This window comes from Rhodococcus sp. KBS0724 (assembly GCF_005938745.2).
Classification (GTDB): domain Bacteria; phylum Actinomycetota; class Actinomycetes; order Mycobacteriales; family Mycobacteriaceae; genus Rhodococcus_F.
In genome coordinates this window covers 4,730,952-4,756,948 of record NZ_VCBX02000001.1, presented here as the reverse complement: position 1 = coordinate 4,756,948, position 25,997 = coordinate 4,730,952, and the positions used below count along the sequence as shown (strand labels likewise).

The 25,997-nt window shown below is 62.5% G+C and carries 16 protein-coding genes; 11 read left to right on the top strand and 5 right to left on the bottom strand.

Going from position 1 to position 25,997, the window contains the following annotated elements:
* The first annotated feature begins 75 nt into the window (after window positions 1-75).
* Both rpoB and FFI94_RS21760 read left to right on the top strand, forming a co-directional pair.
* Entirely contained in the window at window positions 76-3,582 is a 3,507-nt protein-coding gene (gene rpoB, locus FFI94_RS21765; protein WP_138869638.1) for a DNA-directed RNA polymerase subunit beta, read from the top strand.
* A gap of 115 nt (window positions 3,583-3,697) precedes the next feature.
* Window positions 3,698-7,654, top strand: a complete 3,957-nt coding sequence (locus FFI94_RS21760; protein WP_138869637.1) for a DNA-directed RNA polymerase subunit beta' — start codon at window positions 3,698-3,700, stop codon at window positions 7,652-7,654.
* 53 nt (window positions 7,655-7,707) lie between these two features.
* On the opposite strand, the gene FFI94_RS21755 is transcribed toward FFI94_RS21760, so the two are convergent.
* On the bottom strand, window positions 7,708-8,094 hold the full coding sequence (locus FFI94_RS21755; RefSeq protein ID WP_138869636.1) for a glyoxalase superfamily protein: 387 nt from the start codon (window positions 8,092-8,094) through the stop codon (window positions 7,708-7,710).
* A gap of 87 nt (window positions 8,095-8,181) precedes the next feature.
* Between FFI94_RS21755 and FFI94_RS21750 the strand changes: the two genes are divergently transcribed.
* The gene (locus FFI94_RS21750) at window positions 8,182-9,189 is read left to right on the top strand and encodes an MsnO8 family LLM class oxidoreductase (protein ID WP_138869635.1); all 1,008 of its coding nucleotides are present in this window, start codon (window positions 8,182-8,184) and stop codon (window positions 9,187-9,189) included.
* Here FFI94_RS21750 and FFI94_RS21745 read toward each other — a convergent pair.
* Window positions 9,186-9,683 (bottom strand): histidine phosphatase family protein, encoded by a 498-nt coding sequence (locus FFI94_RS21745; RefSeq protein WP_138869634.1) that lies wholly within the window; start codon window positions 9,681-9,683, stop codon window positions 9,186-9,188. The genes FFI94_RS21750 and FFI94_RS21745 overlap by 4 nt on opposite strands.
* A 73-nt stretch (window positions 9,684-9,756) precedes the next feature.
* Between FFI94_RS21745 and FFI94_RS21740 the strand changes: the two genes are divergently transcribed.
* On the top strand, window positions 9,757-9,957 hold the full coding sequence (locus tag FFI94_RS21740) for a hypothetical protein (protein ID WP_138869633.1): 201 nt from the start codon (window positions 9,757-9,759) through the stop codon (window positions 9,955-9,957).
* Here FFI94_RS21740 and FFI94_RS21735 read toward each other — a convergent pair.
* Window positions 9,954-10,712, bottom strand: coding sequence for an acyl-[acyl-carrier-protein] thioesterase (locus FFI94_RS21735; RefSeq protein ID WP_138869632.1), 759 nt, complete (start codon window positions 10,710-10,712; stop codon window positions 9,954-9,956). The genes FFI94_RS21740 and FFI94_RS21735 overlap by 4 nt on opposite strands.
* 148 nt (window positions 10,713-10,860) lie before the next feature.
* Here FFI94_RS21735 and FFI94_RS21730 point away from each other — a divergent pair, with 148 nt between their 5' ends.
* From FFI94_RS21730 to FFI94_RS21720, 3 genes are read left to right on the top strand one after another with little or no spacing between them, the layout of a single operon-like run.
* The gene (locus FFI94_RS21730; RefSeq protein ID WP_138869631.1) at window positions 10,861-11,628 is read left to right on the top strand and encodes a hypothetical protein; all 768 of its coding nucleotides are present in this window, start codon (window positions 10,861-10,863) and stop codon (window positions 11,626-11,628) included.
* Window positions 11,597-13,756 carry an Rv1355c family protein gene (locus FFI94_RS21725; RefSeq protein ID WP_260684233.1) on the top strand — a complete coding sequence of 720 codons (2,160 nt, stop codon included), beginning with the start codon at window positions 11,597-11,599 and terminating at the stop codon, window positions 13,754-13,756. The genes FFI94_RS21730 and FFI94_RS21725 overlap by 32 nt, the downstream gene beginning before the upstream one ends.
* A 29-nt stretch (window positions 13,757-13,785) precedes the next feature.
* Window positions 13,786-15,621, top strand: coding sequence for a bifunctional diguanylate cyclase/phosphodiesterase (locus FFI94_RS21720; RefSeq protein WP_138869630.1), 1,836 nt, complete (start codon window positions 13,786-13,788; stop codon window positions 15,619-15,621).
* Window positions 15,622-15,628: 7 nt separating this feature from the next.
* Here the strand turns inward: FFI94_RS21720 and FFI94_RS21715 are convergent, their stop codons facing one another.
* The gene (locus tag FFI94_RS21715) at window positions 15,629-16,324 is read right to left on the bottom strand and encodes a GAF and ANTAR domain-containing protein (protein ID WP_138869629.1); all 696 of its coding nucleotides are present in this window, start codon (window positions 16,322-16,324) and stop codon (window positions 15,629-15,631) included.
* Window positions 16,325-16,609: 285 nt separating this feature from the next.
* Between FFI94_RS21715 and FFI94_RS21710 the strand changes: the two genes are divergently transcribed.
* The 4 genes from FFI94_RS21710 to FFI94_RS21695 are packed head-to-tail and all read left to right on the top strand — an operon-like array spanning window position 16,610 to window position 24,790.
* Window positions 16,610-18,457, top strand: coding sequence for a non-ribosomal peptide synthetase (locus FFI94_RS21710; RefSeq protein WP_138869628.1), 1,848 nt, complete (start codon window positions 16,610-16,612; stop codon window positions 18,455-18,457).
* Complete coding sequence (locus FFI94_RS21705) at window positions 18,454-19,677, top strand: cytochrome P450 (RefSeq protein ID WP_138869627.1); 1,224 nt, start codon at window positions 18,454-18,456, stop codon at window positions 19,675-19,677. Before FFI94_RS21710 ends, FFI94_RS21705 begins: the two co-directional genes overlap by 4 nt.
* A complete protein-coding gene (locus tag FFI94_RS21700) occupies window positions 19,674-23,774 on the top strand; it encodes a non-ribosomal peptide synthetase (RefSeq protein WP_138869626.1) in 4,101 nt (1,366 codons plus the stop codon). The genes FFI94_RS21705 and FFI94_RS21700 overlap by 4 nt, the downstream gene beginning before the upstream one ends.
* Window positions 23,771-24,790 (top strand): glycoside hydrolase family 6 protein, encoded by a 1,020-nt coding sequence (locus FFI94_RS21695; RefSeq protein ID WP_138869625.1) that lies wholly within the window; start codon window positions 23,771-23,773, stop codon window positions 24,788-24,790. Before FFI94_RS21700 ends, FFI94_RS21695 begins: the two co-directional genes overlap by 4 nt.
* On the opposite strand, the gene FFI94_RS21690 is transcribed toward FFI94_RS21695, so the two are convergent.
* Entirely contained in the window at window positions 24,757-25,995 is a 1,239-nt protein-coding gene (locus tag FFI94_RS21690; protein ID WP_185993277.1) for a glycosyltransferase family 4 protein, read from the bottom strand. The two genes, FFI94_RS21695 and FFI94_RS21690, sit on opposite strands and share 34 nt — an antisense overlap.
* Window positions 25,996-25,997: the final 2 nt, after the last annotated feature.

Genomic DNA, 25,997 nt, shown 5'->3' with positions numbered 1-25,997 from the left:
TCGTTCGGGTTGTAACCAGCGAAATTCGAAGCAGATACAGCGGCGGTCGCAACAGTACGGAGCGGCCCGCGTGAGGTGCTGGAAGGACGCATCTTGGCAGTCTCTAGCCAGACCAAGGCAGTTTCCGGAATCCCCGGAGCCCCGAAGAGGGTTTCGTTCGCGAAAGTTCGCGAACCCCTCGAAGTTCCCGGGCTTCTTGATGTTCAAACCGATTCGTTCGAGTGGTTGATCGGCGCGCAGAGTTGGCGCGAACGAGCAGCAGCTCTCGGCGACAATGCAGTGTCCGGCGGTCTCGAAGACATCCTCGCGGAGCTTTCTCCGATCGAGGATTTCTCCGGCTCTATGTCACTCTCCTTCTCTGATCCTCGATTCGACGAGGTCAAGGCCTCGACGGACGAGTGCAAAGACAAGGACATGACCTACGCGGCGCCTTTGTTCGTCACCGCGGAGTTCATCAACAACAACACTGGTGAGATCAAGAGCCAGACGGTCTTCATGGGTGATTTCCCGATGATGACCGACAAGGGCACCTTCATCATCAACGGCACGGAGCGCGTGGTTGTCTCGCAGCTCGTGCGTTCCCCCGGTGTGTACTTCGACAAGAGTGTCGACAAGAGCACCGAGAAGGACCTGCACAGCGTCAAGGTGATCCCGGGTCGCGGCGCATGGCTCGAGTTCGACGTCGACAAGCGTGACACCGTTGGTGTCCGCATCGACCGTAAGCGTCGCCAGCCCGTCACCGTCCTGCTCAAGGCACTCGGCTGGACCACGGAGCAGATCACGGAGCGCTTCGGCTTCTCCGAGATCCTCATGGCCACGCTGGAGAAGGACAACACCGCCGGTACCGATGAGGCGTTGCTCGACATCTACCGCAAGCTGCGTCCGGGCGAGCCCCCCACCAAGGAGAGCGCGCAGACCCTTCTGGAGAACCTGTTCTTCAAGGACAAGCGTTACGACCTCGCTCGCGTGGGTCGTTACAAGATCAACAAGAAGCTCGGCCTCAACGCAGGTCAGCCGATTGTTGCGTCGACGCTGACCGAAGAAGACATCGTCGCCACCGTCGAGTACCTCGTGCGTTTGCACGCTGGTGACACCTCGATGACGGCACCGGACGGCGTCGAGGTTCCCGTCGAGGTCGACGATATCGACCACTTCGGTAACCGTCGTCTGCGCACCGTCGGTGAGCTCATCCAGAACCAGATCCGCGTGGGCCTGTCCCGCATGGAGCGTGTTGTTCGTGAGCGCATGACCACGCAGGACGTCGAGGCAATTACGCCTCAGACCCTGATCAACATCCGCCCGGTCGTCGCTGCGATCAAGGAGTTCTTCGGAACGTCCCAGCTGTCGCAGTTCATGGACCAGAACAACCCGCTGTCGGGGCTGACGCACAAGCGTCGTCTGTCTGCCCTCGGCCCGGGTGGTCTGTCCCGTGAGCGCGCCGGCCTCGAGGTTCGTGACGTTCACGCGTCGCACTACGGCCGCATGTGCCCGATCGAGACCCCGGAAGGCCCGAACATCGGCCTGATCGGTTCGCTGTCGGTGTACGCACGCGTCAACCCGTTCGGCTTCATCGAGACGCCGTACCGCCGGGTTGTCGACGGTCAGGTCACCGATCAGGTCGATTACCTGACCGCTGACGAAGAGGACCGCCACGTCGTCGCACAGGCCAACTCGGCCATCGACCGTGAGGGCCGCTTCACCGACGCGAAGATTCTCGTTCGTCGTAAGGGTGGCGAGGTCGAGTTCGTCTCGTCCTCCGACATCGATTACATGGACGTTTCGCCGCGCCAGATGGTGTCCGTCGCTACCGCGATGATCCCGTTCCTCGAGCACGACGATGCAAACCGCGCCCTGATGGGTGCGAACATGCAGCGTCAGGCTGTTCCGCTGGTTCGCAGCGAAGCGCCTCTCGTCGGTACCGGCATGGAGCTGCGTGCAGCTGTCGACGCCGGTGACGTCGTCATCACCGAGAAGACCGGTGTTGTCGAAGAGGTCTCCGCGGACTACATCACGGTCATGGCCGATGACGGAAGCCGCAAGACCTACCGGATGCGCAAGTTCGCGCGTTCCAACCAGGGCACGTGCGCCAACCAGCGTCCGATCGTGGACGAGGGACAGCGCGTCGATGCCGGCCAGGTCCTCGCTGACGGCCCTTGCACCGAAAACGGTGAAATGGCTCTCGGTAAGAACCTGCTCCTGGCGATCATGCCGTGGGAAGGCCACAACTACGAGGACGCGATCATTCTGTCGCAGCGCCTCGTGGAAGAGGACGTCCTGACCTCGATTCACATCGAGGAGCACGAGATCGATGCCCGCGACACCAAGCTCGGTGCCGAGGAAATCACTCGCGACATCCCGAACGTCTCCGACGAGGTCCTCGCTGACCTCGACGAGCGCGGCATCATCCGTATCGGTGCCGAGGTTCGTGACGGCGACGTGCTGGTCGGAAAGGTCACGCCGAAGGGCGAGACCGAGCTGACCCCCGAAGAGCGCCTCCTTCGCGCCATCTTCGGTGAGAAGGCTCGCGAGGTTCGTGACACGTCCCTCAAGGTTCCTCACGGTGAGACCGGCAAGGTCATCGGCATCCGCGTCTTCTCGCGCGATGACGACGACGATCTGCCTCCCGGTGTCAACGAGCTCGTTCGCGTGTACGTGGCCCAGAAGCGCAAGATCCAGGACGGCGACAAGCTCGCCGGCCGCCACGGCAACAAGGGTGTTATCGGCAAGATCCTCCCGCAGGAAGACATGCCGTTCCTTTCGGACGGCACGCCTGTCGACATCATCCTGAACACGCACGGCGTCCCGCGTCGTATGAACATCGGTCAGGTCTTGGAGACCCACCTCGGGTGGATCGGCAAGACCGGCTGGAATGTTCAGATCGCCGCTGACGGCACTCGTCCGGATTGGGCTGCGACCCTGCCGGAAGAGATGCTCGCCGCTCCTGCCGACTCGAACATCGCCACCCCGGTGTTCGACGGCGCGAAGGAAGACGAGCTCACTGGTCTCCTCGAGTCCACGTTGCCGAACCGCGACGGCGAGCAGATGGTCGGCCCCGACGGAAAGGCCACGTTGTTCGACGGCCGCTCCGGCGAGCCGTTCCCGTACCCGGTCTCGGTCGGTTACATGTACATCATCAAGCTGCACCACTTGGTCGACGACAAGATCCACGCTCGTTCGACCGGCCCGTACTCGATGATCACGCAGCAGCCTCTCGGCGGTAAGGCCCAGTTCGGTGGCCAGCGCTTCGGTGAGATGGAGTGCTGGGCTATGCAGGCCTACGGCGCGGCTTACACGCTGCAGGAACTGCTGACCATCAAGTCGGACGACGTGGTTGGTCGCGTGAAGGTGTACGAAGCCATCGTCAAGGGCGAGAACATTCCGGAACCCGGCATCCCCGAGTCGTTCAAGGTGCTCCTCAAGGAGCTCCAGTCGCTCTGCCTCAACGTGGAGGTGCTGTCCTCGGACGGCGCGGCCATCACGATGGCGGACGGCGACGACGAGGACTTGGAGCGAGCTGCGGCGAACTTGGGCATCAACCTGTCCAGGAACGAAGCGGCAACGGTCGACGACCTCGCGAACTAGGTTTCGGTCCCCGGGTTGCTCTACGGAGCGGCCCGGGGGCGTAGTTCACATTTGAATTGGCAGTCAGGTTGCCGGGTGACCGGCAACCGTAACCCCAACGGGGAAAGGAAGTTACGTGCTCGACGTCAACTTCTTCGATGAACTCCGCATTGGCTTGGCCAGCGCAGAGGACATCCGCAATTGGTCCTACGGCGAGGTCAAGAAGCCGGAGACCATCAACTACCGCACGCTCAAGCCCGAGAAGGACGGCCTCTTCTGCGAGAAGATCTTCGGCCCCACCCGGGACTGGGAGTGCTACTGCGGTAAGTACAAGCGTGTCCGCTTCAAGGGCATCATCTGTGAGCGCTGTGGCGTCGAGGTCACTCGCGCCAAGGTTCGTCGTGAGCGTATGGGTCACATCGAACTGGCCGCACCGGTCACGCACATCTGGTACTTCAAGGGTGTGCCGAGCCGCCTCGGTTACCTGCTCGACCTGGCTCCGAAGGATCTCGAAAAGATCATCTACTTCGCGGCTTACGTCATCGTCGGCGTCGACGAGGAGCTCCGTCACAACGAGCTGTCCACCCTCGAAGCCGAGATGCAGGTCGAGAAGAAGGCTGTCGCCGATCAGCGCGACGCCGATCTCGAGGCACGCGCGCAGAAGCTCGAAGCCGATATCGCCGAGCTGGAGGCAGAGGGCGCCAAGTCCGATGTCCGCCGCAAGGTCAAGGACGGCGGCGAGCGCGAAATGCGTCAGCTCCGTGACCGCGCGCAGCGTGAGCTGGATCGTCTCGACGAGATCTGGAGCACCTTCACCAAGCTGAGCGTCAAGCAGCTCATCATCGACGAGCTCCTGTACCGCGAGCTTGTCGACCGTTACGGCGAGTACTTCACGGGTGCGATGGGCGCAGAGTCCATCCAGATCCTGATGCAGAACTTCGACCTCGACGCCGAGGCGGAGTCTCTTCGCGAGACCATCCGCAGCGGTAAGGGCCAGAAGAAGCTGCGTGCTCTCAAGCGCCTCAAGGTGGTTGCGGCTTTCCAGACCAACGGCAACTCGCCGATGGGCATGGTCCTCAACGCTGTTCCGGTGATCCCGCCGGAGCTTCGCCCGATGGTTCAGCTCGACGGTGGACGTTTCGCGACGTCCGACCTCAACGATCTGTACCGCCGTGTCATCAACCGCAACAACCGCCTCAAGCGACTGATCGACCTCGGTGCTCCCGAGATCATCGTCAACAACGAGAAGCGGATGCTGCAGGAGTCGGTCGACGCCCTGTTCGACAACGGTCGTCGTGGACGTCCGGTCACCGGACCGGGTAACCGCCCGCTGAAGTCCCTGAGCGATCTGCTCAAGGGCAAGCAGGGTCGTTTCCGTCAGAACCTCCTCGGAAAGCGCGTCGACTACTCGGGTCGTTCCGTGATCGTCGTCGGTCCTCAGCTCAAGCTGCACCAGTGTGGTCTGCCGAAGCTGATGGCTCTCGAGCTGTTCAAGCCGTTCGTGATGAAGCGTCTGGTCGATCTGAACCACGCGCAGAACATCAAGTCGGCCAAGCGCATGGTCGAGCGCAAGCGCGTCCAGGTGTGGGATGTCCTCGAAGAGGTCATCGCAGAGCACCCCGTGCTGCTCAACCGTGCACCTACGCTGCACCGTCTGGGTATCCAGGCATTCGAGCCGCAGCTCGTCGAGGGCAAGGCCATTCAGCTCCACCCGCTGGTGTGTGAGGCCTTCAACGCCGACTTCGACGGTGACCAGATGGCTGTTCACCTTCCGCTGTCGGCAGAGGCTCAGGCCGAGGCACGCATCTTGATGCTGTCCTCGAACAACATCCTCTCGCCTGCTTCGGGTCGTCCGCTCGCTATGCCGCGTCTCGACATGGTGACCGGTCTGTTCCACCTGACGCGTCTCGACGAGGGCGTTGCGGGTGAGCTCGCTGCAGCTACGTCCGAGGGTCCGGAGCAGGGCGTGTACTCCAGCCCCGCCGAGGCTCAGATGGCTGTGGATCGTGGCGCGCTGACGGTTCAGTCGCAGATCAAGGTGCGTCTGACCAACCAGCGTCCGCCGCGTGATCGCGAAGCGGAACTGTTCCCCGAGGGCTGGAGCTACGGCGACGGCTGGACCGCTGTCACCACTTTGGGTCGCGTGCTCTTCAACGAGCTGCTTCCGGCGGACTACCCGTTCGTCAACGAGCAGATGCCGAAGAAGCGTCAGGCAACGATCATCAACGATCTCGCCGAGCGTTACCCGATGATCGTGGTTGCTCAGACCGTCGACAAGCTCAAGGATGTCGGCTTCCACTGGGCTACGCGTTCCGGTGTCACCATCTCCATCTCGGACGTTCTGGTTCCGCCGGAGAAGCCTGCCATCATCGAGGACTTCGAGGCTCAGGCCGACAAGATCGAGAAGCAGTACCAGCGTGGTGCTTTGGACAAGAAGGAGCGCAACAGCGCTCTGGTCACCATTTGGCAGGAAGCGACCGAAAAGGTCGGCAAGGCCATGGAGGCTCACTTCCCCGACAACAACCCGATCCCGATGATCGTGAAGTCCGGCGCAGCCGGCAACATGACTCAGGTTCGTTCGCTTGCCGGTATGAAGGGCCTGGTGACAAACCCGAAGGGTGAGTTCATCCCGCGTCCGATCAAGTCTTCCTTCAAGGAAGGCCTGACCGTTCTCGAGTACTTCATCAACACGCACGGTGCTCGTAAGGGTCTGGCCGATACCGCTCTGCGTACCGCCGACTCGGGTTACCTGACCCGTCGTCTGGTGGACGTGTCGCAGGACGTCATCGTTCGCGAGACCGACTGTGGCACCGAGCGTGGCATTGTCACCACGATCTCGGAGAAGCAGGCCAACGGATCGATGATCCGCGATGCGCATGTGGAGACCAGCACGTACGCCCGCACGTTGGCTGCCGACGCAGTCGACGAGAACGGCAAGGTCATCGTCGAGCGTGGACACGATCTCGGTGACCCCGCGATCGACGCCCTGCTCGAGGCCGGCATCACGCAGGTCAAGGTCCGTTCGGTCCTGACCTGCACCACCGGCACCGGCGTCTGCGCCACTTGCTACGGCCGCTCCATGGCCACCGGCAAGCTGGTCGACATCGGTGAGGCTGTCGGTATTGTCGCCGCACAGTCGATCGGTGAGCCCGGTACCCAGCTGACCATGCGTACCTTCCACCAGGGTGGTGTGGCCGGTGCCGACATCACCGGTGGTCTGCCGCGTGTCCAGGAACTGTTCGAGGCACGTGTGCCGAAGGGCAAGGCTCCTATCGCGGACGTCACCGGTCGGGTACAGCTCGAAGACGGCGATCGTTTCTACAAGATCACGATCGTGCCGGACGACGGCGGTGAAGAGGTTGTCTACGACAAGCTCTCCAAGCGTCAGCGTCTGCGTAGCTTCAAGCACAGCGACGGCGAAGACCGCCTTCTGGCAGACGGTGACCACGTCGAGGTCGGACAGCAGCTCATGGAAGGTGCTGCCGATCCCCACGAGGTCCTGCGAGTCATGGGTCCGCGTCAGGTTCAGATCCACTTGGTCAACGAGGTCCAGGAGGTGTACCGGAGCCAGGGTGTGTCGATCCACGACAAGCACATCGAGGTCATCGTGCGCCAGATGCTTCGTCGCGTGACGATCATCGATTCCGGTGCCACCGAGTTCCTGCCCGGTTCGCTCACTGAGCGCGCCGAGTTCGAGTCGGCCAACCGCCGCGTTGTCGCTGAGGGCCGCGAGCCCGCAGCAGGCCGTCCGGTGCTCATGGGTATCACGAAGGCGTCGCTCGCGACGGATTCGTGGCTGTCCGCGGCATCGTTCCAGGAGACCACTCGTGTCTTGACCGACGCTGCAATCAACTGCCGCTCGGACAAGCTGATCGGTCTGAAGGAAAATGTCATCATCGGCAAGCTGATCCCTGCCGGTACCGGTATCAACCGTTACCGCAACATCCAGGTTCAGCCCACCGAAGAGGCCCGCGCCGCTGCTTACGCAGTGCCCGCGTACGACGACCAGTACTACAGCCCGGACGGCTTCGGCCAGAACACCGGTGCTGCAGTTCCGCTGGACGACTACGGCTTCAGCAACGACTACCGCTAGCGGTTAGTTCGTGAAAAATCCCCCGCCTCATCAGAGGCGGGGGATTTTTTATTTCAGGAGTTGCTGCCGCTTAGGTCCGGGATCACGATTTCCTGCACGGCCCATTTGTTGCCGTCGGGGTCGGCGAAGTAGATGAATCGTCCCCAGGCCTGGTCGTCGATCGGGCTGATGTCGATTCCGCGGCTCTTGAATTCGCGTTCGGCTTCTTCGATGTCCTTGACCACCACCTGCATGCCGACGACGGAACCAGGCTGCGCGTCGGTGATGCCTTTGCCGATGCAGATGGAGCAGGCGGAACCGGGTGGGGTCAGCTGAACGAAACGCAGGTTCTCGTTGACGGTGTGATCGTGGTCGGCGTTGAATCCGAGTCGAACGTAGAAGTCTTTGGCGCGGTCGATGTCGGTGACGGGAATGGCGACCAGTTCGAGCTTGATGTCCATGACGTGCCCTTCATGTGGTGGTGAGTTCCGGCGACAGGTCCAGTGTTGCGCGTATTGCGGTCAGAAACGGTCCTCGATTCACGTCGGATGAAACTTTCCGAATTCCTTGTTGCTCCGAGAGTGCTTCTCTCACTCCTCGACCGATCCCGAACCCGGAGCGGATACCCCGACTCCGCCGCTCTGACGCATTCGCTCGAACGTGCCATCCATGCGGACGCACTCGGCTATCACCGGTTCTGGGTCGCCGAGCATCACGCGGTTCCCGGTATCGCGAGTGGGTCGCCGGCCGTGCTGCTCGCGGCTATCGGCGCGCACACGCGAGACATTCGCCTGGGCAGCGGCGGCGTCATGTTGCCGAACCATCAACCGTTGGTTGTCGCCGAACAGTTTCTGATGTTGGAGGCCCAGTATCCGGGTCGGATCGATCTGGGACTCGGGCGGTCGTTGGGCTTCACGGAACCGGTTCGCCAGGCGCTACGACGCAGCAAGGACGCGCCGGACACGTTTGCCACTGATGCCCTGGAGTTACGACGGTACCTGGAAGGAACTGCCGTTGTTACCGCTCGGCCGGCGTCGCCTGGCAGGGTGCCGATCTTTGTGCTTGCCACGCGCACGGGGCTGAAAGTGGCAGCGCAGCTAGGACTTCCGGTAGTCGTGGGTGGGCCGCTGCTCGGAATCGGCACCGCCGGCCGCGTGAAGGCGCTGGAAGAGTACCGTCGGGCTTTCCAGGCCACGGACGCATATCCCGATCCCTACGTTGTGGTGTCACTCGAAGTCATGGTCGCCGACACCACTGAGGCGGCCCGTGATCTGTTGATTCCGGAGGCGTATGCGATCGCGGAATCGTCACGGACAGGGGAGTTCCCGCCGCTCGCGTCTCCGGACGAGATCAGGGGCGCAGCGCTCGGTGATCGGACCACCAGGCGTATCGACTCGTTCCTGGCTTCGGCACTGTACGGGACCGCGATCGAGGTGAAGGAGCACCTGAACGACCTGGCCGAGCGGACCGGCGCAGACGAGCTGCTTGCCTCGACGTCGACCTTCGACCGCGCCGCCTTGGAACATTCGGATCAGTTACTGCGCGAGGTGATTTAGCGGGGAACGTGGAACTCCAGCAGCGTGGCTGCGGCGTCGTCGAGTTCGGACCACGGTACGGGTACGGACAGGACGGCGATTGCCGACGTCGGAAACTTGTCCCGAATCCGCTGGGCTGCTTCGGAATTCTCGTTCGATGCCAAATCCAGTGCAGTCCAGGGAATTCCCGGTTCGTGGCCGATGACCAGGAGCGTGCTGACATTGGCGGACGTTGTCCGCACCGCGTTGATGACGTCGGCCTGGGAGCCGCCGTAGATCGACTTGTCGAAGCCGGTCGGAGCGTCGACTGCGGTGGCGGCGAGGGTGTCGACGGTGCGCCGCGACGTCGAGCACAATACGGCGTCGATGGGCGGGACGTTCTCGCGGATCCATTCGCCGCCGAGGCGGGCTTCGCGCAGTCCCCGTTCGGCGAGAGGACGCTCGTGATCGCGAATGCCTTCGGGATAGCTGGACTTTCCGTGTCTCATGAGAACGAGGGTGCGGTGGTCTGCCATGCCTTCACGTTATCTGCTTTGTGGCTACCAGTGACGGTTACTCTGGATGGTCAGGACCTTGAAGGAGGTTTTCATGGCAGGCAAGAAGCTCGATCGCACGCATACTCGAACGGCTCTCGAGGTGGTACGGGAAAGCCCCACCATCGCACTCATCACGGTGGCGCCGGCTGTTGTCGTCTTCGGTGTCGTGTGGTGGTTGTTCGGTTTCTGGGCCGCGATACTTCTCGCTCTGGTGTTCGGCGTCGCGGCGGTGGCTACCCGCGCACTGCGTTAGAGCGCGCTCACCTGCGCGACGGCGCGCAGCGCATCGCCCACCAGGAACCACACGGTGAGGCGCGAATCCTCCACGCGGCTTCGTAGAACTACGTCGTCGCCGGCAACAAGGGGTGAGAGGTATTCGATCACCGCCCGATGCGGCGAACTTCTCAGTTCGGAACGCGAACTGATCACCTGTTCGACGGCTTGCCAGTAAACGGCGTTGTTGACGTGGTCGAACGGGTCGATATCGGTGACACGCAGGGTGAACGGTGTGTCGATGATGCCCGGTGCTTCGGCATCCGGGGCGTTGTCGGCGATCACACGCTTCCATTTGAGGCGATGTTCGTCGGTCGATTCCTCGAGTGGTTTCATGAAGTCGTCGCTCATCCGGGTAGGCATACCGGACTCTGCACTGATGTGGATCCAGAACCCTTCCGTCTCGATCAGCGCACCGTTGCTGCCGTCGAAGCGGACACGCATGTTGGCCCACCGCGTCGAGAATGCGGAGCACCACCGCGTCATGGTCAGGCTCTCGGGCCAGATCGCCGGACGTATGACGTCGATGACGGTACGGCGCACGATCCAGAGCGGGTGGGTATCGAATGCATCGATGGCCTCGATGTTGTCGGTGGCGATGTCTTGCAGGTATCGGGCGACGCCGTCCAGTCGGAGCGCTTTTGCCGCGTTGATGTCGCCGGTGCGCACCGGGCGGGTTTTCACGAAAGTCGGTCCGCGGCCGGGTTGCGGCGTGAGTGCGAGATCTGAGTTCACCGAGTGATTCCTGTTCGCCGAGGGGTTGCTTGAATTCTGCCAGGTGGCCGGTTGAGGCGGGGATTCGAGCACCGGTGCCGATTTCTTGCGACAATGAGATTCGCTCCTCGCGCTTCGACTACGCACCTATGGTGTGGACGGGACTGTCATGACTCGAGCGGCGAGCGCATCCTCTGTTACTGCAGTACCCACGACGACAGCGTCGGAATGTGACTATTTCGACGCTACGTCCAATTGCCGGTTCCTTGTTGCCACGCCGGCGTCGCATCCGCGATTATGGCGCGAGTATCTAGATGGTGCGCGGGAGAACTATCGCCATCACGGAGTCGAGAGCGTTGTCGAGTACGACGCGATAGTGGACGGGTTCTCGACGACGCTGTTCTTCGTGGCTCTGGACAACGTGGGGCGTGTTGTCGGCGGCGTGCGGGTGCAGGGACCGTACATGTGCGCGGACCAGGCACATGCTGTCCAGGAATGGACCGATCATCCCGGAATCGTTCAGGTTTACGCGATGATCGACGGGCGTATCCCAAGTGGTGTGATCGAACTCAAGACAGCCTGGTGCGGGGCGCAAGCGGAGAGACGCGGTGAGCTGACTTCGGCGTTGTCACGTATCGCACCGCACGCGTTGTCGCTGCTCGGAGTGAGGTTCGCATTCGCGACGGCCGCGGGGTACGTACTCGACCGCTGGGCCACCTGTGGCGGTGTCCTGGAGGAGTCGATTCCCGGGGTGCCGTATCCGGACGAGCGCTATTCCACTCGGATGATGTGGTGGGACAAGCGCACCTACGTCGACAAGACTCACAACACTCAGTTGCCGTCACTTCTGGCCGAGGCGGCCCAACTCGAGAGGGTGCGAGTGCCGGTTGGCAGCTTCGCGACCGATGGACTCGGCGATGGTGTCGGCCGGGAATGAGGCGCTCTGGCGAGCGAGAGTCTTCGACGAGCGTCGTGCCGCCGATGTTGCCGCTTTGGAAGAGGTTAGGCGACAACCCGATACGGTGACGCTCGACCATCGGGCTCGGCTGCGTGACGAGTTGTCCGGACTTCGAGACCTGCCTGATCGCCGAATTGTCGACGAGCCGTGTCGCTGGGTGCACTACCCGTGGCGGCGAGAACTGGTGGGAATTATTGGCCCGCAGTCTTTCTCGCTTGTACGTTTGGATCGGAACCGGAACAAGATCACTCGTGACGAGCAGGCACGACTGAGACGACTGCGAGTGGGCATCGTCGGGTTGAGCGTCGGGAATGCCATCGCGCAGGCGCTGGCACTCGAAGGATTGTGCGGCGAGCTGAGATTGGCGGATTTCGACAGCATCGACCTTTCGAATCTGAACCGGATCCCGGTGGGGATCACGGATGTGGGCGTCAACAAGGCGGTGGTCGCAGCGCGGCGTATTGCCGAACTCGATCCGTATCTTTCCGTGTCGGTGCATACGGCGGGTGTGACGGACGCGAGCGTCGACGCGATGGTCGACGGGTTGGATCTGGTTGTCGAGGAATGTGATTCGCTGGACGTAAAGATGTCGGTACGACGGGCGGCGCGCGGTCGTGGCATCCCGGTGATCATGGAAACGACCGATCGGGGACTCCTGGACATCGAGCGGTTCGATCTCGAGCCGCAGCGACCGTTGTTTCACGGACTCCTCGGTGATCTCGACGAAGCGTCGGTGGCCGGATTGACGGCTCAGGAGAAGATTCCCTACGCGTTGGCGCTCCTGTCGGCCGCAGAACTATCGGTGAAGATGGCTGCGTCACTGGTGGAGGTCGGGTCGACGCTCTCGACGTGGCCGCAACTCGGAAGTGAAGTGCTTGCCGGAGCATCGGCAGTGGCGACTGCGGTACGGAGGTTCGGCTTGGGCGAATCACTGCCGTCCGGCCGCGTTCGGATCGATTCTGGCACCCTGCTGAATGGTCTGCGTGATCCGCTGGTCGACGATGACGGCTCGCATAGCGACATTCCTGAATCGAGTGTGGAATCTGCTGTGGCGCCGACGCGGCCGGCCGACGGCGTCGAGGCTGTACTCGAGGCGATCAGGTGGGCGCCGTCGGGCGGAAATGCCCAGCCGTGGTCCCTTCAGGTCGATGGGCCGCTGATCCATATTCATGCGGATCGTGATCGAACGTCGTTGATGGATGTAGACGGCCGCGCAACCCATGTGGCGATCGGTGCTGCCGTCTACAACGCGAAGGTCGCTGCGGCGGCACACGGAATTCTGGGCCACACCGTTCTCCTACCCGATCCCGACTCGGTGGATCTGGTGGCCACCGTCACGCTCGGGGACCACCGGAATCAATTTCTGGCGCAGCGCTACCCGTCGATGCTGGAGCGAAGAACCAATCGCGGAGTGGGTGCACGAGTCCCGATCGACCGTGGTCTCGAGGATGCTCTCGGGGATGCCGCGCGTGACGAGGGTGGTCGTCTTCATCTGTATACGGATCCGCATGAGCTTGCCGCGTTCGGGGATGTTGTGGGCGCCGCTGACCGAATCCGATACCTGACGCCGATGCTGCACGAGCAGATGATCGGCGAATTGCGTTGGCCTGGATCGGACACGGCCCGCACCGGTATCGACATCCGCACCCTGGGGCTCGGCAACGGTGAGGGGGCATTCCTCGATGTCGTCCGCCGCAGCGACGTGGTGACGCGGCTGGCGCGCTGGGGCGCGGGAGAAGCTCTGGGGATCAGTGCACGCGACCGCATCACGTCGAGCTCGGCGCTTGGTGTGGTGACGGTGCCTGGTTCTCGCCTCGAGGATTATGTGCGCGGCGGTTCGGCCGCTGAAGCCGTGTGGGTGTGCGCGCAGGAGAACGGATTTGGTGTTCAACCGATGTCACCGGTTTTTCTGTATGCCCGCGACAGCTATGACTGCGTGCGATTGTCGGACCCGTTTGCGAGCGAACTCGATGCGTTGCGCGTGAGCATGCGAGGGCTACTCGATCTAAGTGGCGAGGAGTCCATTGCGCTGGTGCTGCGTCTGAGCCACTGTCCACCGGAAACAGTGCGCAGTGCGCGACTGCCGGCGAACCGGATTCGGCGCTGAGGCCTGGTAGACGAGGTGCAGGAGAAATCATGGACGACCGTAGTCTCGAACAGTTGGTGACCGAGGTTGCCGGTCGGCTGATGCCGGCCGACTCGACGACGTCGGTCGCGGTAGCTACCGAGATCCTGCGTGATCTGGTCGAGTACTTCGGCGTCGACGTCAGCTTCCTGCGGCGCAACGATCACACGATCGGCGCGACGGTGCTGGTGGCGGAGTGGCCGCAGCGCCAGGATATTCCCGATCCGGACCCTCTTGGGGTGGTGTACTTTCGGGATGCGGATCCCGTTTTTGCGGCTGCGGAGAATGCGCGAGAAACCCTGATAATCCGTCCGGAACCGAGTGGGTATCAGGACAGAATCCGAAGCGGCGCAGGTGTAGTCGAGACGTCGATGGCCGCGGTGCCGTTGCTGTCCGGTCCCGTCACTACTGGGGTCCTGGGATTCGTGAAGTTCGGCGACCGGGAGTGGTCGACTCGAGAGATCAATGCGCTGAGCGCCATTGCCACTCTGTTTGCTCAACTGCAGGCGCGGGTGGCCGCGGAGGGCCGCTTACGTTACCTGGCGGATCACGACGAGCTGACCGGGCTGTCCAATCGGAGGATGCTCTTGGGTGAACTCGAACGACGTCTGCAGGCGGGGGAGCCTGGGCCCGTCGCGCTGCTGTTCCTGGACGTCGACAGGCTGAAGGTGGTCAACGATCTGCTGGGACACAATGCAGGCGATGCGTTCATTCACGAACTCGGAAACCGACTCGAAGACAGATTCCCCGGCGACGTCGTCGTCCGCCTCGGCGGCGACGAATTTGTCATAGTGCTCGCGGAACCGATGGAGGCAGCGCAGGCCGAAGTGATTGCCCGAGTGGCACAGTCGGTTGCATCGACGCCGATCGCGCTGGGGACCGAAGAGGTGGGCAGAAGCGTGAGTATCGGTATCGCGGTGGCGAAACCGGGAGAGTGCAGCGTCAATGAATTACTCAGGTGCGCCGACGAGGCCGTGCTTGCTGCAAAATCCGATGGGGGAAATGCGGTAGTCGTCTGCAGCGACGAAATGCGGGCGGCCAACGACGATCATGCGGAAATGGAGATGCACTTGCGGGCAGCGATCCGAGACGGTCAGTTGGAGGTGTACTACCAACCTGTCGTCGATCTGGAGTCGGGTGTGATGTCAGGAGTCGAAGCGCTGGTTCGGTGGAACCATCCGATTCGCGGTGTGCTTCAACCGGATTCGTTTATCGACATTGCCGAGGCGGCAAACTTGTCGGGAGAACTCGGTCGACAGGTGCTGCACGAGGCCTGCCGCCAGCTTGCACAGTGGAATGCGACAGGTTCCGGCCGCCTGCTGTACATGTGTGTGAATGTATCACCGGCGCAGTTGATTACCAGCGACTTCGTGGGGTCCGTTGCACACGAGTTGGCAACCTACGGTCTCTCGGGTAGTAGCTTGTGTATTGAAATCACGGAGAGGGCGGTGATGCACGATCTTGCTCATGTGCTGGTGACGTTGCGCGGACTGGAGGACCTCGGCGTTCGCATTGCTCTCGACGATTTCGGAACCGGGTACAGTTCGTTGGCTCAGTTGAAGATCCTGCCGGTCGATACGGTCAAGATCGATCGGGGATTCGTTCACGAATTGGGAATCGATCACGACGATCTGGCGATAGTCCAGTCGATTGTGGGACTTGCGGATTCCTTCGGTCTCGATGTGGTCGCCGAAGGCGTGGACTCCAGTCGGGCGGCGCGAATTCTGCTCGATCTCGGATGTCGATTTGCGCAGGGCTTTCTTTTCAGTCCACCGGTGCAACCCGACCGCATCGCTGCGATGCTGCAGGCAGGCCACAGGTCGCCCACCCACGTGTTGCAGCCCTGACGCGCCGTCACACCCGCAGTCCGACATCGACAATTGCGCGCGCGACCGCGGACACCGAGGCATTGCACAAGTGTGCGTGAGCCTGGATCAGTGCGTACGCTTCGTCGATTCCGGTGCGCCTAGCGTCGGCGGTGATGCCTTTGGCTTGTTCGAGAATGATGCGCACCTTCAACGATTCCTGTAGCTGGGAACGAATCTGCTGCAGTTGATGACGTTTCGACGCGTTGACGCAGTACCCCGTTGCCATGTTCGCCACCAGGTACGTGAACATGATGTCGTCGGCGGACCACGTGCGTGGCTCGTGTGCGTACAGACTGACAACACCGATCGTTTCGCCGTTGATCGACATCGGGACGCTCGCAGTGGCTGCGATGTTCAACCGTTTGGCGTTCTCGGCGAATTCCGGCCAGAGATCGGGCCGTTGACGTATATCGGTGACCGCGATCCGCTCGCCCTTCTCGTATGCTGTCCGGCCGGGGCCCGCCTGAAGCCCTTCCTGACATCGTTCGATGTCGGCAGCGGAATCGGCGACCGACGTGATGCATCTCAGCTCGCCGCCGCTGACCAGGCTGATGCTGCCACCCGAGACTCCGAGCACGTCGACACCGTTTTCCAGCAACTCCGTCATCACGTCGTCTACCACGTAGACGGTCGGGAGTAGCTGCACAAAATGTGCAAGAAGATCGGCGAATTCGAGATTCATCGTGGCAACCTACTCGTGCGCGCAGCGAGGACGAGCTGCCGGGCATCAGGGGTAGCTCTGGAGAGGACCGCAGCGCTGCCGGGTGTGGAAGGGCAGATTGCCGCCTAGTCGAAAGTTACACCGATCCTTGCCGGTGTGCCATCTAGCCATCTAGCCATCGACCCGGCAGTGGAGTAACTTTCAATTCAGAGCCGTTCCGCCCCTGATTCCTGGTGGCGCGGTGCGTGGAGCTACCCCTGATTCCTGGTGGCTCGTCCGATCGGCTGGACGAGTAGGCAGGCACTCATGAATCACATACAGCGTCACATTCACTCCCATGTACCCGGCGATTCCGTGGTGCGGCGGATTGCGCGGGTGGTGGAATCCGCGCCCCGGAGCGTAGCCGTCGTCTCGGTAGAAGAACAGCTCGACTACGGCGAACTGCATTCTCGCGCAAACGCGCTCGCGCAGGACCTGCGGTCCGCTGGCGTAGTTCCCGGCGATCTTGTGGCTCTCTGTGTGCCACGTTCGACGGACTGGGCAGTCGGTGCGGTGGGGATACTCTCGGCGGGCGCGGCCTACGTGGCACTCGACCCGCGAGCGCCTGATGCGCGACTTCGGTTTGCCCTGCAGGACAGTTCTGTTCGTGCGCTGGTTGCATTCCCCGATGTTGCTGCCAGGCTCGATTGGGTCGACCCGGTTGTTCCTGCTCAGGCAGTGGGCGCATCGGTGGACGGCGAAACCGTCGGTGCCCAGACTGTCAGTGCTGAACCGGACGATGTCGCATACGTCGTCTACACGTCGGGTTCGACTGGTGAGCCGAAAGGTGTTGTGGCCCAGCATGGTGGATTGCTCAACCTGATCGACTGGCACCAAAGAGCATTCGAGCTCACCTCGGACGATCGATGCACGTTGATCGCGAGTCCGGGGTTCGACGCAGCAGTGTGGGAACTGTGGCCGGCTCTGACGGCGGGAGCGTCGTTGCACGTAGTTCCGCTGGGATTGGAAAACGATCCGGTGAGACTGCGCGATTGGCTGGTCACCGAGCGCGTGAGCGTGTGCTTCATGCCCACTCCTCTCGCAGAATCGTTGATTGCGATGACGTGGCCGGATCACACGTGCTTGCGAATTCTGTTGACTGGCGGCGATGTGTTGTATCACCGTCCACCGCCCGGCCTGCCGTTCACTCTTGTGAATAATTACGGACTGTCCGAGGCGAGTGTCGTCTCCGTGTCGGGCGAGGTCGAACCGCTCGCCGGCGACACTCCAGCGGACGCGTTACCTGCGCTCGGCCGCGCGATCGACGGTGTCGACATCGCGGTAGTCGGTGAGGACGGTTCCCCGGTACGTGCCGGCGAGGTCGGCGAACTGGTGGTGCGGGGCGTATCCGTAGCCCGCGGATATCTCGGCCAACCGGAACTGACTGCGCAGAAGTTCTCGCACTACGGCGACGACCCTGCGCGGCGCGAGTACCGGACCGGTGATCTGGTTCGGGTCAACAGGTTCGGTGATATCGAGTTCTCCAGCCGACGCGACGATCAAGTGCAGATACGCGGTAATCGGGTCGAAGTCGGCGAGATCGCCGGGGTACTCGATCGACACCCGGCAGTGCAGGCCAGCGTAGTGATCGTTCACGGTGAACGGGCGAATCCCTCACTGGCCGCATTTGTCGTTCGGGGTGACAACACGGCGGACTTGTCGGGACTACAGACGTATCTCTCGGCCCACCTTCCTGATCACATGTTGCCTCGTTCCATCATCGAACTCGACGCGTTCCCCACCACCACCCACGGAAAAATCGATCGTGCGGAGTTGGAACGCGAGGCGCAGTCGCGTATCCGTGTCGACCGCGGGTCGTTGGTCGCGCCTCGAAACGAGGTCGAGTCCGCGCTCGCCGAGATCGTCGCCACACGACTGGATCTGCCGGCAGTGGGGATCGACGAGAACTTCTTCGTCCTTGGCGGCCATTCGATGTTGGGTGCTCAGTTGATCATTCGCATTGCGGAGATGTACGGCGTCGAAATGACATTGCTCGAGCTTTTCGACAATCCCACGGTTCGTGACATGGCAGCCAAGGTGGAACAACTGGTCGTGGAGCAGATTTCCGGGATGAGTGACCAGGAGCTTCTCGATGCAGGACGGAGTGAACGATGACCACGACACCGACCAAGGCGCCCAGCCTGATTCGACTACTCGACCCCGAAGTGCTGGCCGATCCCTACCCGCTCTACCAATCCTTGCGCGACGAGGCACCGGTGATGTGGGATCCGTACTTACATGCTTGGGTGGTGACGCGCTACGCGGATGTCGCTGACGTACTCACGCGGTTCAAAGCCGACCGCACGCCCACTCCGGCAAAGTTGGCAGAGTTGGGGATGGAGCAGCTGGCTCCGGTGGCGCAGGTGATGGTCCGTCAGATGCTGTTCCTCGACCCGCCGCAACACGGACGGGTTCGCGGGTTGGCGGCCGCGGCCTTCACACCGCGTCGCATTGCGGCCCTGCGCGGTCACATCCAGGAGATCACCGATTCACTGATCGACGCGGTCGTCGACGACGGCGGCATGGAGGTGATGGACACCCTGGCGAACCCTCTGCCCGCCATCGTGACCGCGGAGATGTTGGGAGTGCCCACCGAAGATCATGAACTGCTGAAGAACTGGTCGAGTGACTTCGCCGAGATGCTCGGCAATTTCCAGCACAATCCCGGCCGTGTTGCCGGGGTCCTGCGCAGCGTGGAGCAGATGACGGAATATTTCCAGGCTGCGGTGCGCAATGAGGCCACGCACCCCACCGACGGTTTGATCGGCGCGCTGTACGCGGCCGAGATCGACGGCGACAGTCTCAGCGAAGACGAGATAGTGGCCAACGTGGTGGTGACCATGGTCGGCGGGCAGGAGACAACCACTAATCTGATCGGCAACGGACTGCTCACGTTGCTCCGTCACCGCGATCAGTTCGAGGAATTGATCGACGATCCCTCAGGTCTGAGTGCAGCCATCGAGGAACTGTTGCGGTTCGAAAGTCCGAGCCAGCACACAGCACGGATTGCTCCGGACGCGGTGGAGATTGCCGGACAGGAGATTCCGGCAGGGCAAGCGGTGATCGCCGTGATGGGGTCCGCGAATCGCGACCCTTCGAAGTTCAGCGATCCTGGTCGGCTGAACTTGCATCGCGCACCCAATCGTCACCTCGCATTCGGTTGGGCTGGGCACTTCTGCTTCGGTGCCCCGTTGGCCCGGATGGAGGCGCAGGCGGCTTTCGGTACGGTGCTCGCCCGACTGCCCGGCCTGGAACTGGAACCTGGACCGATCCGGTGGCGCCCCAATCTGGGATTACGTGGCCTGGCGTCGATGAACGTGCGGTGGTCACTGTGACTACCCTCGACAACGAGCGTCGCATCGCGGCGCGGAAAGCTTTGCTCGAGAACCGATTGCGGGGAGCACAGGCAGACGGCGTACCGCCTGTTCCGCCTTCCGTGCAGCGGAGACGGGGGAGCGAGACCGGTGTGCACTACGCGCCGTTGTCGGCCGCACAGTTGCAACTGTGGTACCTCAATCGGCTGGCCCCGAAAGGTCTTGCTTACAACGAACTTGCCATCGTGTCCAAGGACGGGGCTTTCGACGTAGAAGCTCTCTGCTGGGCCTTCAACGAGTTCATCCGTCGGCATGAAGCGTGGCGCACCACGTTTGCGATGGTGGGCGACGAGCCGCGGCAGGTGATCCATCCGCCGGCCGTGACGGATCTGCCGGTCCTGGACGTGAGCCACCTACCGTTCGACGAAGCGGTTGGAGTGGCAACGAATCTTGCCGTCGAGCAGACACGTCAACCCTACGACATGAGCGCGGGCCCATTGATTCGTCCGCAGTTGGTGCGAGTGTCCGCCTCATGTCATCGGCTGTACCTCGGACTGCATCATCTGATCTTCGACGGCGTCACGCTGTATCGCATATTTCTGCCGGAGCTGGTGTCGTTGTACAACTCTCGGATCGCGGGCACCCTACCGGCGCTGACTGAGCCGCCAGTTCAACATGGGGACTATTCCTCGTGGGAGCGGAAGTGGGTGGAGGGCGACGAAGTGGCGAACCGGGTCGAATGCTATCGACGGCACTTCGAGGGAGCGCCGGCCTTGGATCTCCCGCTCGACCGGCCGCGTCCGCCGCGTCCACGGTTTGTCGGCTCGGTGGAGCCGATCTCCGTTGATGCCGACACGGTGGCGGCGTTGCGTTCCTCGGCGGGGCAACAGGGAGCAACGTTGTTCCATGCGTTGGCCGCAGCGTACGCCTACTGGCTCCAGTGTTACACGGGCAGTAATGATGTCACGTTCGCGACTCCGACCGACCTGCGTCAGCGGTCCGAACTCGAGTCCATGGTGGGGTACTGCCTCACCCCGACTGTGCTGCGTGCCCGTCTGGGCACGGAGTGGACCTTTGCCGAGGCAGTCGGCGCCATGCGTAACGAAGTGCTGGATGCGCTCGGGCGGGTAGTGCCTTTCGAACGGCTGGTCCGGGGACTGGACGTGCCGCGAGATCCACGAATGAACCCGCTTTTCCAATCGGTCCTGGTTCTCGAACCCCCGGCGGTTCCGGTTGACCTCGAGTGGTCGATGAAGTTGATGGAGAACGCAGTCGGCGCAGGAGTAGGACAGGTGAAGTTCGATCTGAGTCTCGAGCTGGACGAGCGCGCCGACGGCCGGCTAGTGGGCAGAATCAGTTACAACACAGACCTTTTCGATCCGGGCACGATCGCGTTGATGGGGCGCCATCTGAACCTGTTGCTGCGTCGGTGCGCGGAAAACCCGACCGCTGTTCTGAGCGCGCTGTCCCTCGCGGATTCCGAAGACGTGGCTCGGCAGCTGAATCTGAATCCTGCTGCCGCCGAGCCGGATTTGATCGGACCGAGCCCTCCGGAAACCATCCACGAGGTAATCGTGAATCGGGCCGGTAGTACGCCGAATGCGCCGGCAGTGACGGTGGGTCCGATCTGCCTGACCTACCGGGAACTGGTGAATCGGGCCCGTTCGATTGCGGGACGTCTCACCCGTTCGGGCGTCGGTCCGGGTACTGTTGTGGCGGTGTTGATGCCGCGCACGATCGATCTTGTGCCGGCGATCCTGGCGGTCCTGATGGTGGGTGCTGCCTATCTGCCGATCGAGCCGAGGCAACCGGTGCGACGGGCCCGGTTCATGCTCGACGACGCCGGCGCGGCGGTGGTGCTGACTGCTGAATCGCTGGCACAGGAATTGACGTGGGTCGACTGCCCCGTCGTGACGGTGGACGGTCCAGATCTTTCCGATCGAAGCACCGAACGGTTGGTCGACGCTCGCTGTGCAGTTCGGCCTGAAAATTTGGCCTACATCATCTACACATCGGGCTCGACCGGGACACCCAAAGGTGTTCAGGTGGAACACCGCAACGTACTGGACCTGATGGCGTCGTTGCCGGCGGCCGTAGATCTGACTTCCGACGACGTTGTGCTCTCGGTGGCCTCGTACACCTTCGACATGTCGGTCGGAGACTACTTCGTGACACTCGGGGTCGGGGCCGGCCTAGTGGTCGCAACCACCGAGGAGATGCATGACCCGCGTCGGCTTGCGTCCGTGATCGAGCAGTGCGGCGCGACGCGGATGAGCGCAACACCCACCAGTTGGGCTGCACTGATCGAATCAGGCTGGCCGGGACGCCCCGGGTTGATCGCTGGTGCGGTGGGCGAGCCGCTGCCGCAGTCGGTGGCAACGTCGCTGTCCAGTCTCTGCGCAGGTGTGTGGAACGGCTGGGGCCCAACCGAGACCACGGTATTTGCCGGTGGTGGAGCAGTCTCATCGGATGAACCTGTTACCGTGGGACGACCGATGCCGGGAACACGCCTGTACGTGACGGATTCGAATGGGCGGATTCTTCCGATGGGCGTGCCAGGTGAGATTGTCATCGGCGGACCGGGGGTGTCGCGAGGGTATCTCCACCGCATGGGTGAGACGGCGCAACGGTTCGGTCCGGATCCGTATGTGCCCGGAGAGCGCGTCTACCGTAGCGGTGACCGCGGGCGGTACATCGCGGACGGAAGGCTCCGGCACCTCGGGAGACTGGACGATCAGGTCAAGATCCGCGGGTTCAGGATAGAACTGGGCGAGATCGAAGCGACACTACGAGAACACCCCGGCGTGGCCACGGTGTCCGTGGACGTCGGCACCGACCACCGTGGGCAACCGACGTTAGTTGCCTACATCGTCCCGGCCGCGCGCTACAACAACCAGCCTCGACCGGACGACGACGCGAATCTGCGGGCGTGGACTCGGCAACGACTGCCGGAGTACATGGTGCCGGCCGAGATCATTCGAGTGCCGACACTTCCCACGTCGGCGAGTGGGAAACTCGATCGCCGGGCGTTACGCGACCTGGCTGCCCGGGCGCGCAGCGACGCAGATGAATATCGCAGCGCGGCAATTACTTCCGAGAGAGTGCTCACGCCGACGGAACAGAAGGTGGCTTCGCTGTGGTCGATGCTACTCGCCACCGAGGTGTCTGATCTGGATCGGAACTTCTTCGATCTCGGCGGGCATTCGATCCTGGCCGCGAATCTTGTGGCGCAGATCGAACATCGGATGGGCGCGCAGGTGTCGTTGGTCGACTTCCTCGACAAGGGAACTACCGTCGCGGGGTTGGCGCGCCTCGTGGACGACGCTTCATCGCCGGCCGAGTTGCAACCCGCACCCGAACTCGTAACGGATCGGCGGCCCGCCTTCTTCGTCTTCCCCGATCTGCCGAGCGCGATGAGCCTGCGGCATCTACGTGCGCTCTGGGGCGACGAACAGTGTGTGCATCCACTGCTCCCGCTTGCCGCGTCGATGCGCCCGCAGCGCTGGGAAACCGTCGAGGAACTCGTGGAGCCCACGATGACGGCCATGCGTGCCGTTCAACCGGAAGGGCCGTATGCACTGGCCGGGTTCTCGTTCGGGGGGCTCGTGGCGTACGAGCTTGCCCGGCAGTTGGATCGCGACGGGCAACAGGTCGCGTGGCTGGGGATACTCGATACTCCGACGCCGGAAACTGCAGGGCGAGTGATGAAGCGATGGAAGTCGTCGTCGGGACGACTCGAGAGACTGCGCCAGCCCGGCAGGATCAAGCTTGTGGCCGATTATGCCCGCAACCTCGGATGGGCCGGTCGGGAGAGATTGATCGCCGCGGGACTCGTTCGACGTTCGGCGACGGAGGATTTCGATTTGCGGGGTGTCTGGGACATCATGGCGCGCTACGAACAGCGTGGGCACAGCGTGCCACTCGAACTGTTTGTCACGTCGTCGACAGCGGCGGAAGTGCGAACACCGATTCTGGGGTGGGATACGTTCCATGAAGGCCGGGTGCGCACGCACTTTCTGTGCGGAAGTCACGACTCGATTCTCGACAGTCCACAAATCGAAGAACTGGCAGCGATCATGCTGGCCGGTCTTCATGATGCGAGGGTGGATCTACCATGAGGTGGAATCGAATCATCGCGTGTGCGTGCGCGGTTGTGCTCATGACAGGTTCGAGTTGTTGTGCGGCGGGGGCGCGCGACGACGTGGACACCGCGCAACGCGTCGCGTCCGGAGGATTCTATGTCGATCCGAATTCGAGTGCGGCACGCGCGATGGTGGACTACCCGGAGACCGCCTCGATCGTTGCCAGACTGGCCGATACACCACAGGCGTTCTGGCTCAGTGCAACCTCGCCGCCGACGGCGGTTGCCAACGAGGTGTCCCGGTACGTCGATGCTGCTGCCCGTGCGAACGCGGTTGCGGTGTTGGTCACGTACGCGATTCCGCAACGTGACTGTGGTTCCTACTCTGCCGGCGGATACAGCAACGGCTCGGACTACCGAACATGGTCGGACAATGTTGCGGCGGGAATCGGTAACCGTGAAGCGGTTGTGATCGTGGAACCGGACGCGCTCACCGACTGGTCGTGTCTGTCCTCCGAGCAGGCAACAGAGCGAGTCGATCTTCTCCGCTATTCGGTGAATGCGCTTGCCTCGGATCCGAATACCGCGGTGTACATCGACGGTGGTCATTCGCGGTGGCTCGATGCTCCCGAGCTGGCGAGCCGTCTCGAATCGGCCGGGGTGGATCGCGCCCGGGGATTCAGTCTCAATGTCGCCAATTTCTACACGACCGCGGAGCAGGAAGCCTACGGGGAGTCCGTATCGGCGCTGACCGACGGAAAGACCTACGTCGTCGACACGTCACGCAACGGCGCCGGACCGCCCCCCGAAGGGCCGCTGAACTGGTGCAATCCGCCGGATCGCGCGCTGGGTTCGGCGCCGACGACACAAACCCGGGCAGCGCACGCGGCCGCGTACTTGTGGGTCAAACATCCCGGCGAGTCTGACGGCACCTGCAATCGGGGTGAGCCGCCGTCGAGTGTGTGGTGGAATGCGTATGCTGTTGCGATCGTGCAGAATTCGGGACGGCGCAGAGGTTCTCAGATGGCCCGCTGTGAGATAGCCCTAGCGTAGGCGCGTCGAACCTGGGGTAGAACAGCCGATTCGGTGTAGGCGCGGGCTCTGATTCGACCACCCTCGACCACACTGGTGTGCAGTGTCTGATCCTCGAGTATGCGTTCGAGTGCACGTGCGAGTTCGTAGGTATCGCCGGGGGGAACAAGTAGGCCGGAGTGTTCGTGCTCGATCACGTCTCGTAACCCGCCGATGTCGGACGCGACCACCGGGGTTCCCACACTCATCGCTTCAATAGCGACAAGTCCTTGTGGTTCCGCCCATCTCGAGGGAACACAGACTACGCGAGCTCCCCGCATGGCAGTCATGACCTGATCGTGTCCGACATCGGTACGCACGATGACCGGACGCTCGGAGTCGCCGGTCATCGGGGGAGTATCGGGGCGTTGCATTCCGATCACCACCAGTGGCATCGGTGAGTGCATGAGCCGGTGAGCGTCCAGAAGTGTTGTGATTCCCTTGTGTGGGCCGATGGCACCGATGAAGAGGAGATAGTCGGTGGCGGGCAGGAAATCTGTGCCATTCCCGCGTCCTTCGTCGCTTATAGCGTCGGGCACAAACGAGGGTATTACGGCAACACGATCCGGATCGACTCCCGCCAGGCATGATTGCGCTACCGCCGTGCTGATCGGAAGAAACAGTGTGACGCGGTCGAGGAGGTGCTGGCTCTCGGCGAGTCCGAGGACCAGCGGCACGGCTTTCGGTGTCCCGTAGAAATCGCGGGCACACCGAAGGCATCGCGTGATTCCTGGTCCAGGGCAGACGGTATCGAGGGCGCTCTTGGGTACCAGAGTCTTCTTTGCACAGCTCAGTCCGTAATCGTGGAGGGTGACTACCAGTGCGGTTCGCCGCGGGAGATGTAATCGCAGACACGAGTGCAGGATCCATCCGTGGGCGTGCACGACATCGGGTTGTAGTTCATCGACAAGGCGCTGAAGGTGCCAGGCCAGCGCGGGATCGGGTGCAGTGGGATGAAATTGGTGGGCGGCATCGGAGGTGAACGGCCGCAGGAATCGCGTCCAGCCAGGCAGGTGGTGCACTGCGACCAGACCGTCGAGTGACTGCGACGCCGTACTGCCTCGGCTGAGTGTGGCGACCGTGACTTCGGTTCCGTCGCCGGCCAACCCGGTAGCCAGGGCGTGCACGGCGCGTTCGAGTCCACCGGCGGCCGGTGGGTAGCTGTCGGAGACCAGTAGGACTCTCACCG

Excerpts from the sequence above, each read along its gene's own strand:
- FFI94_RS21755 (WP_138869636.1), bottom strand. The coding sequence starts at position 8,094 with ATGGACATCAAGCTCGAACTGGTCGCCATTCCCGTCACCGACATCGAC.
- FFI94_RS21750 (WP_138869635.1), top strand. The coding sequence starts at position 8,182 with ATGAAACTTTCCGAATTCCTTGTTGCTCCGAGAGTGCTTCTCTCACTC.
- FFI94_RS21745 (WP_138869634.1), bottom strand. The coding sequence starts at position 9,683 with ATGGCAGACCACCGCACCCTCGTTCTCATGAGACACGGAAAGTCCAGC.
- FFI94_RS21740 (WP_138869633.1), top strand. The coding sequence starts at position 9,757 with ATGGCAGGCAAGAAGCTCGATCGCACGCATACTCGAACGGCTCTCGAG.
- FFI94_RS21730 (WP_138869631.1), top strand. The coding sequence starts at position 10,861 with ATGACTCGAGCGGCGAGCGCATCCTCTGTTACTGCAGTACCCACGACG.
- FFI94_RS21725 (WP_260684233.1), top strand. The coding sequence starts at position 11,597 with ATGGACTCGGCGATGGTGTCGGCCGGGAATGAGGCGCTCTGGCGAGCG.
- FFI94_RS21720 (WP_138869630.1), top strand. The coding sequence starts at position 13,786 with ATGGACGACCGTAGTCTCGAACAGTTGGTGACCGAGGTTGCCGGTCGG.
- FFI94_RS21715 (WP_138869629.1), bottom strand. The coding sequence starts at position 16,324 with ATGAATCTCGAATTCGCCGATCTTCTTGCACATTTTGTGCAGCTACTC.
- FFI94_RS21710 (WP_138869628.1), top strand. The coding sequence starts at position 16,610 with ATGAATCACATACAGCGTCACATTCACTCCCATGTACCCGGCGATTCC.
- FFI94_RS21705 (WP_138869627.1), top strand. The coding sequence starts at position 18,454 with ATGACCACGACACCGACCAAGGCGCCCAGCCTGATTCGACTACTCGAC.
- FFI94_RS21695 (WP_138869625.1), top strand. The coding sequence starts at position 23,771 with ATGAGGTGGAATCGAATCATCGCGTGTGCGTGCGCGGTTGTGCTCATG.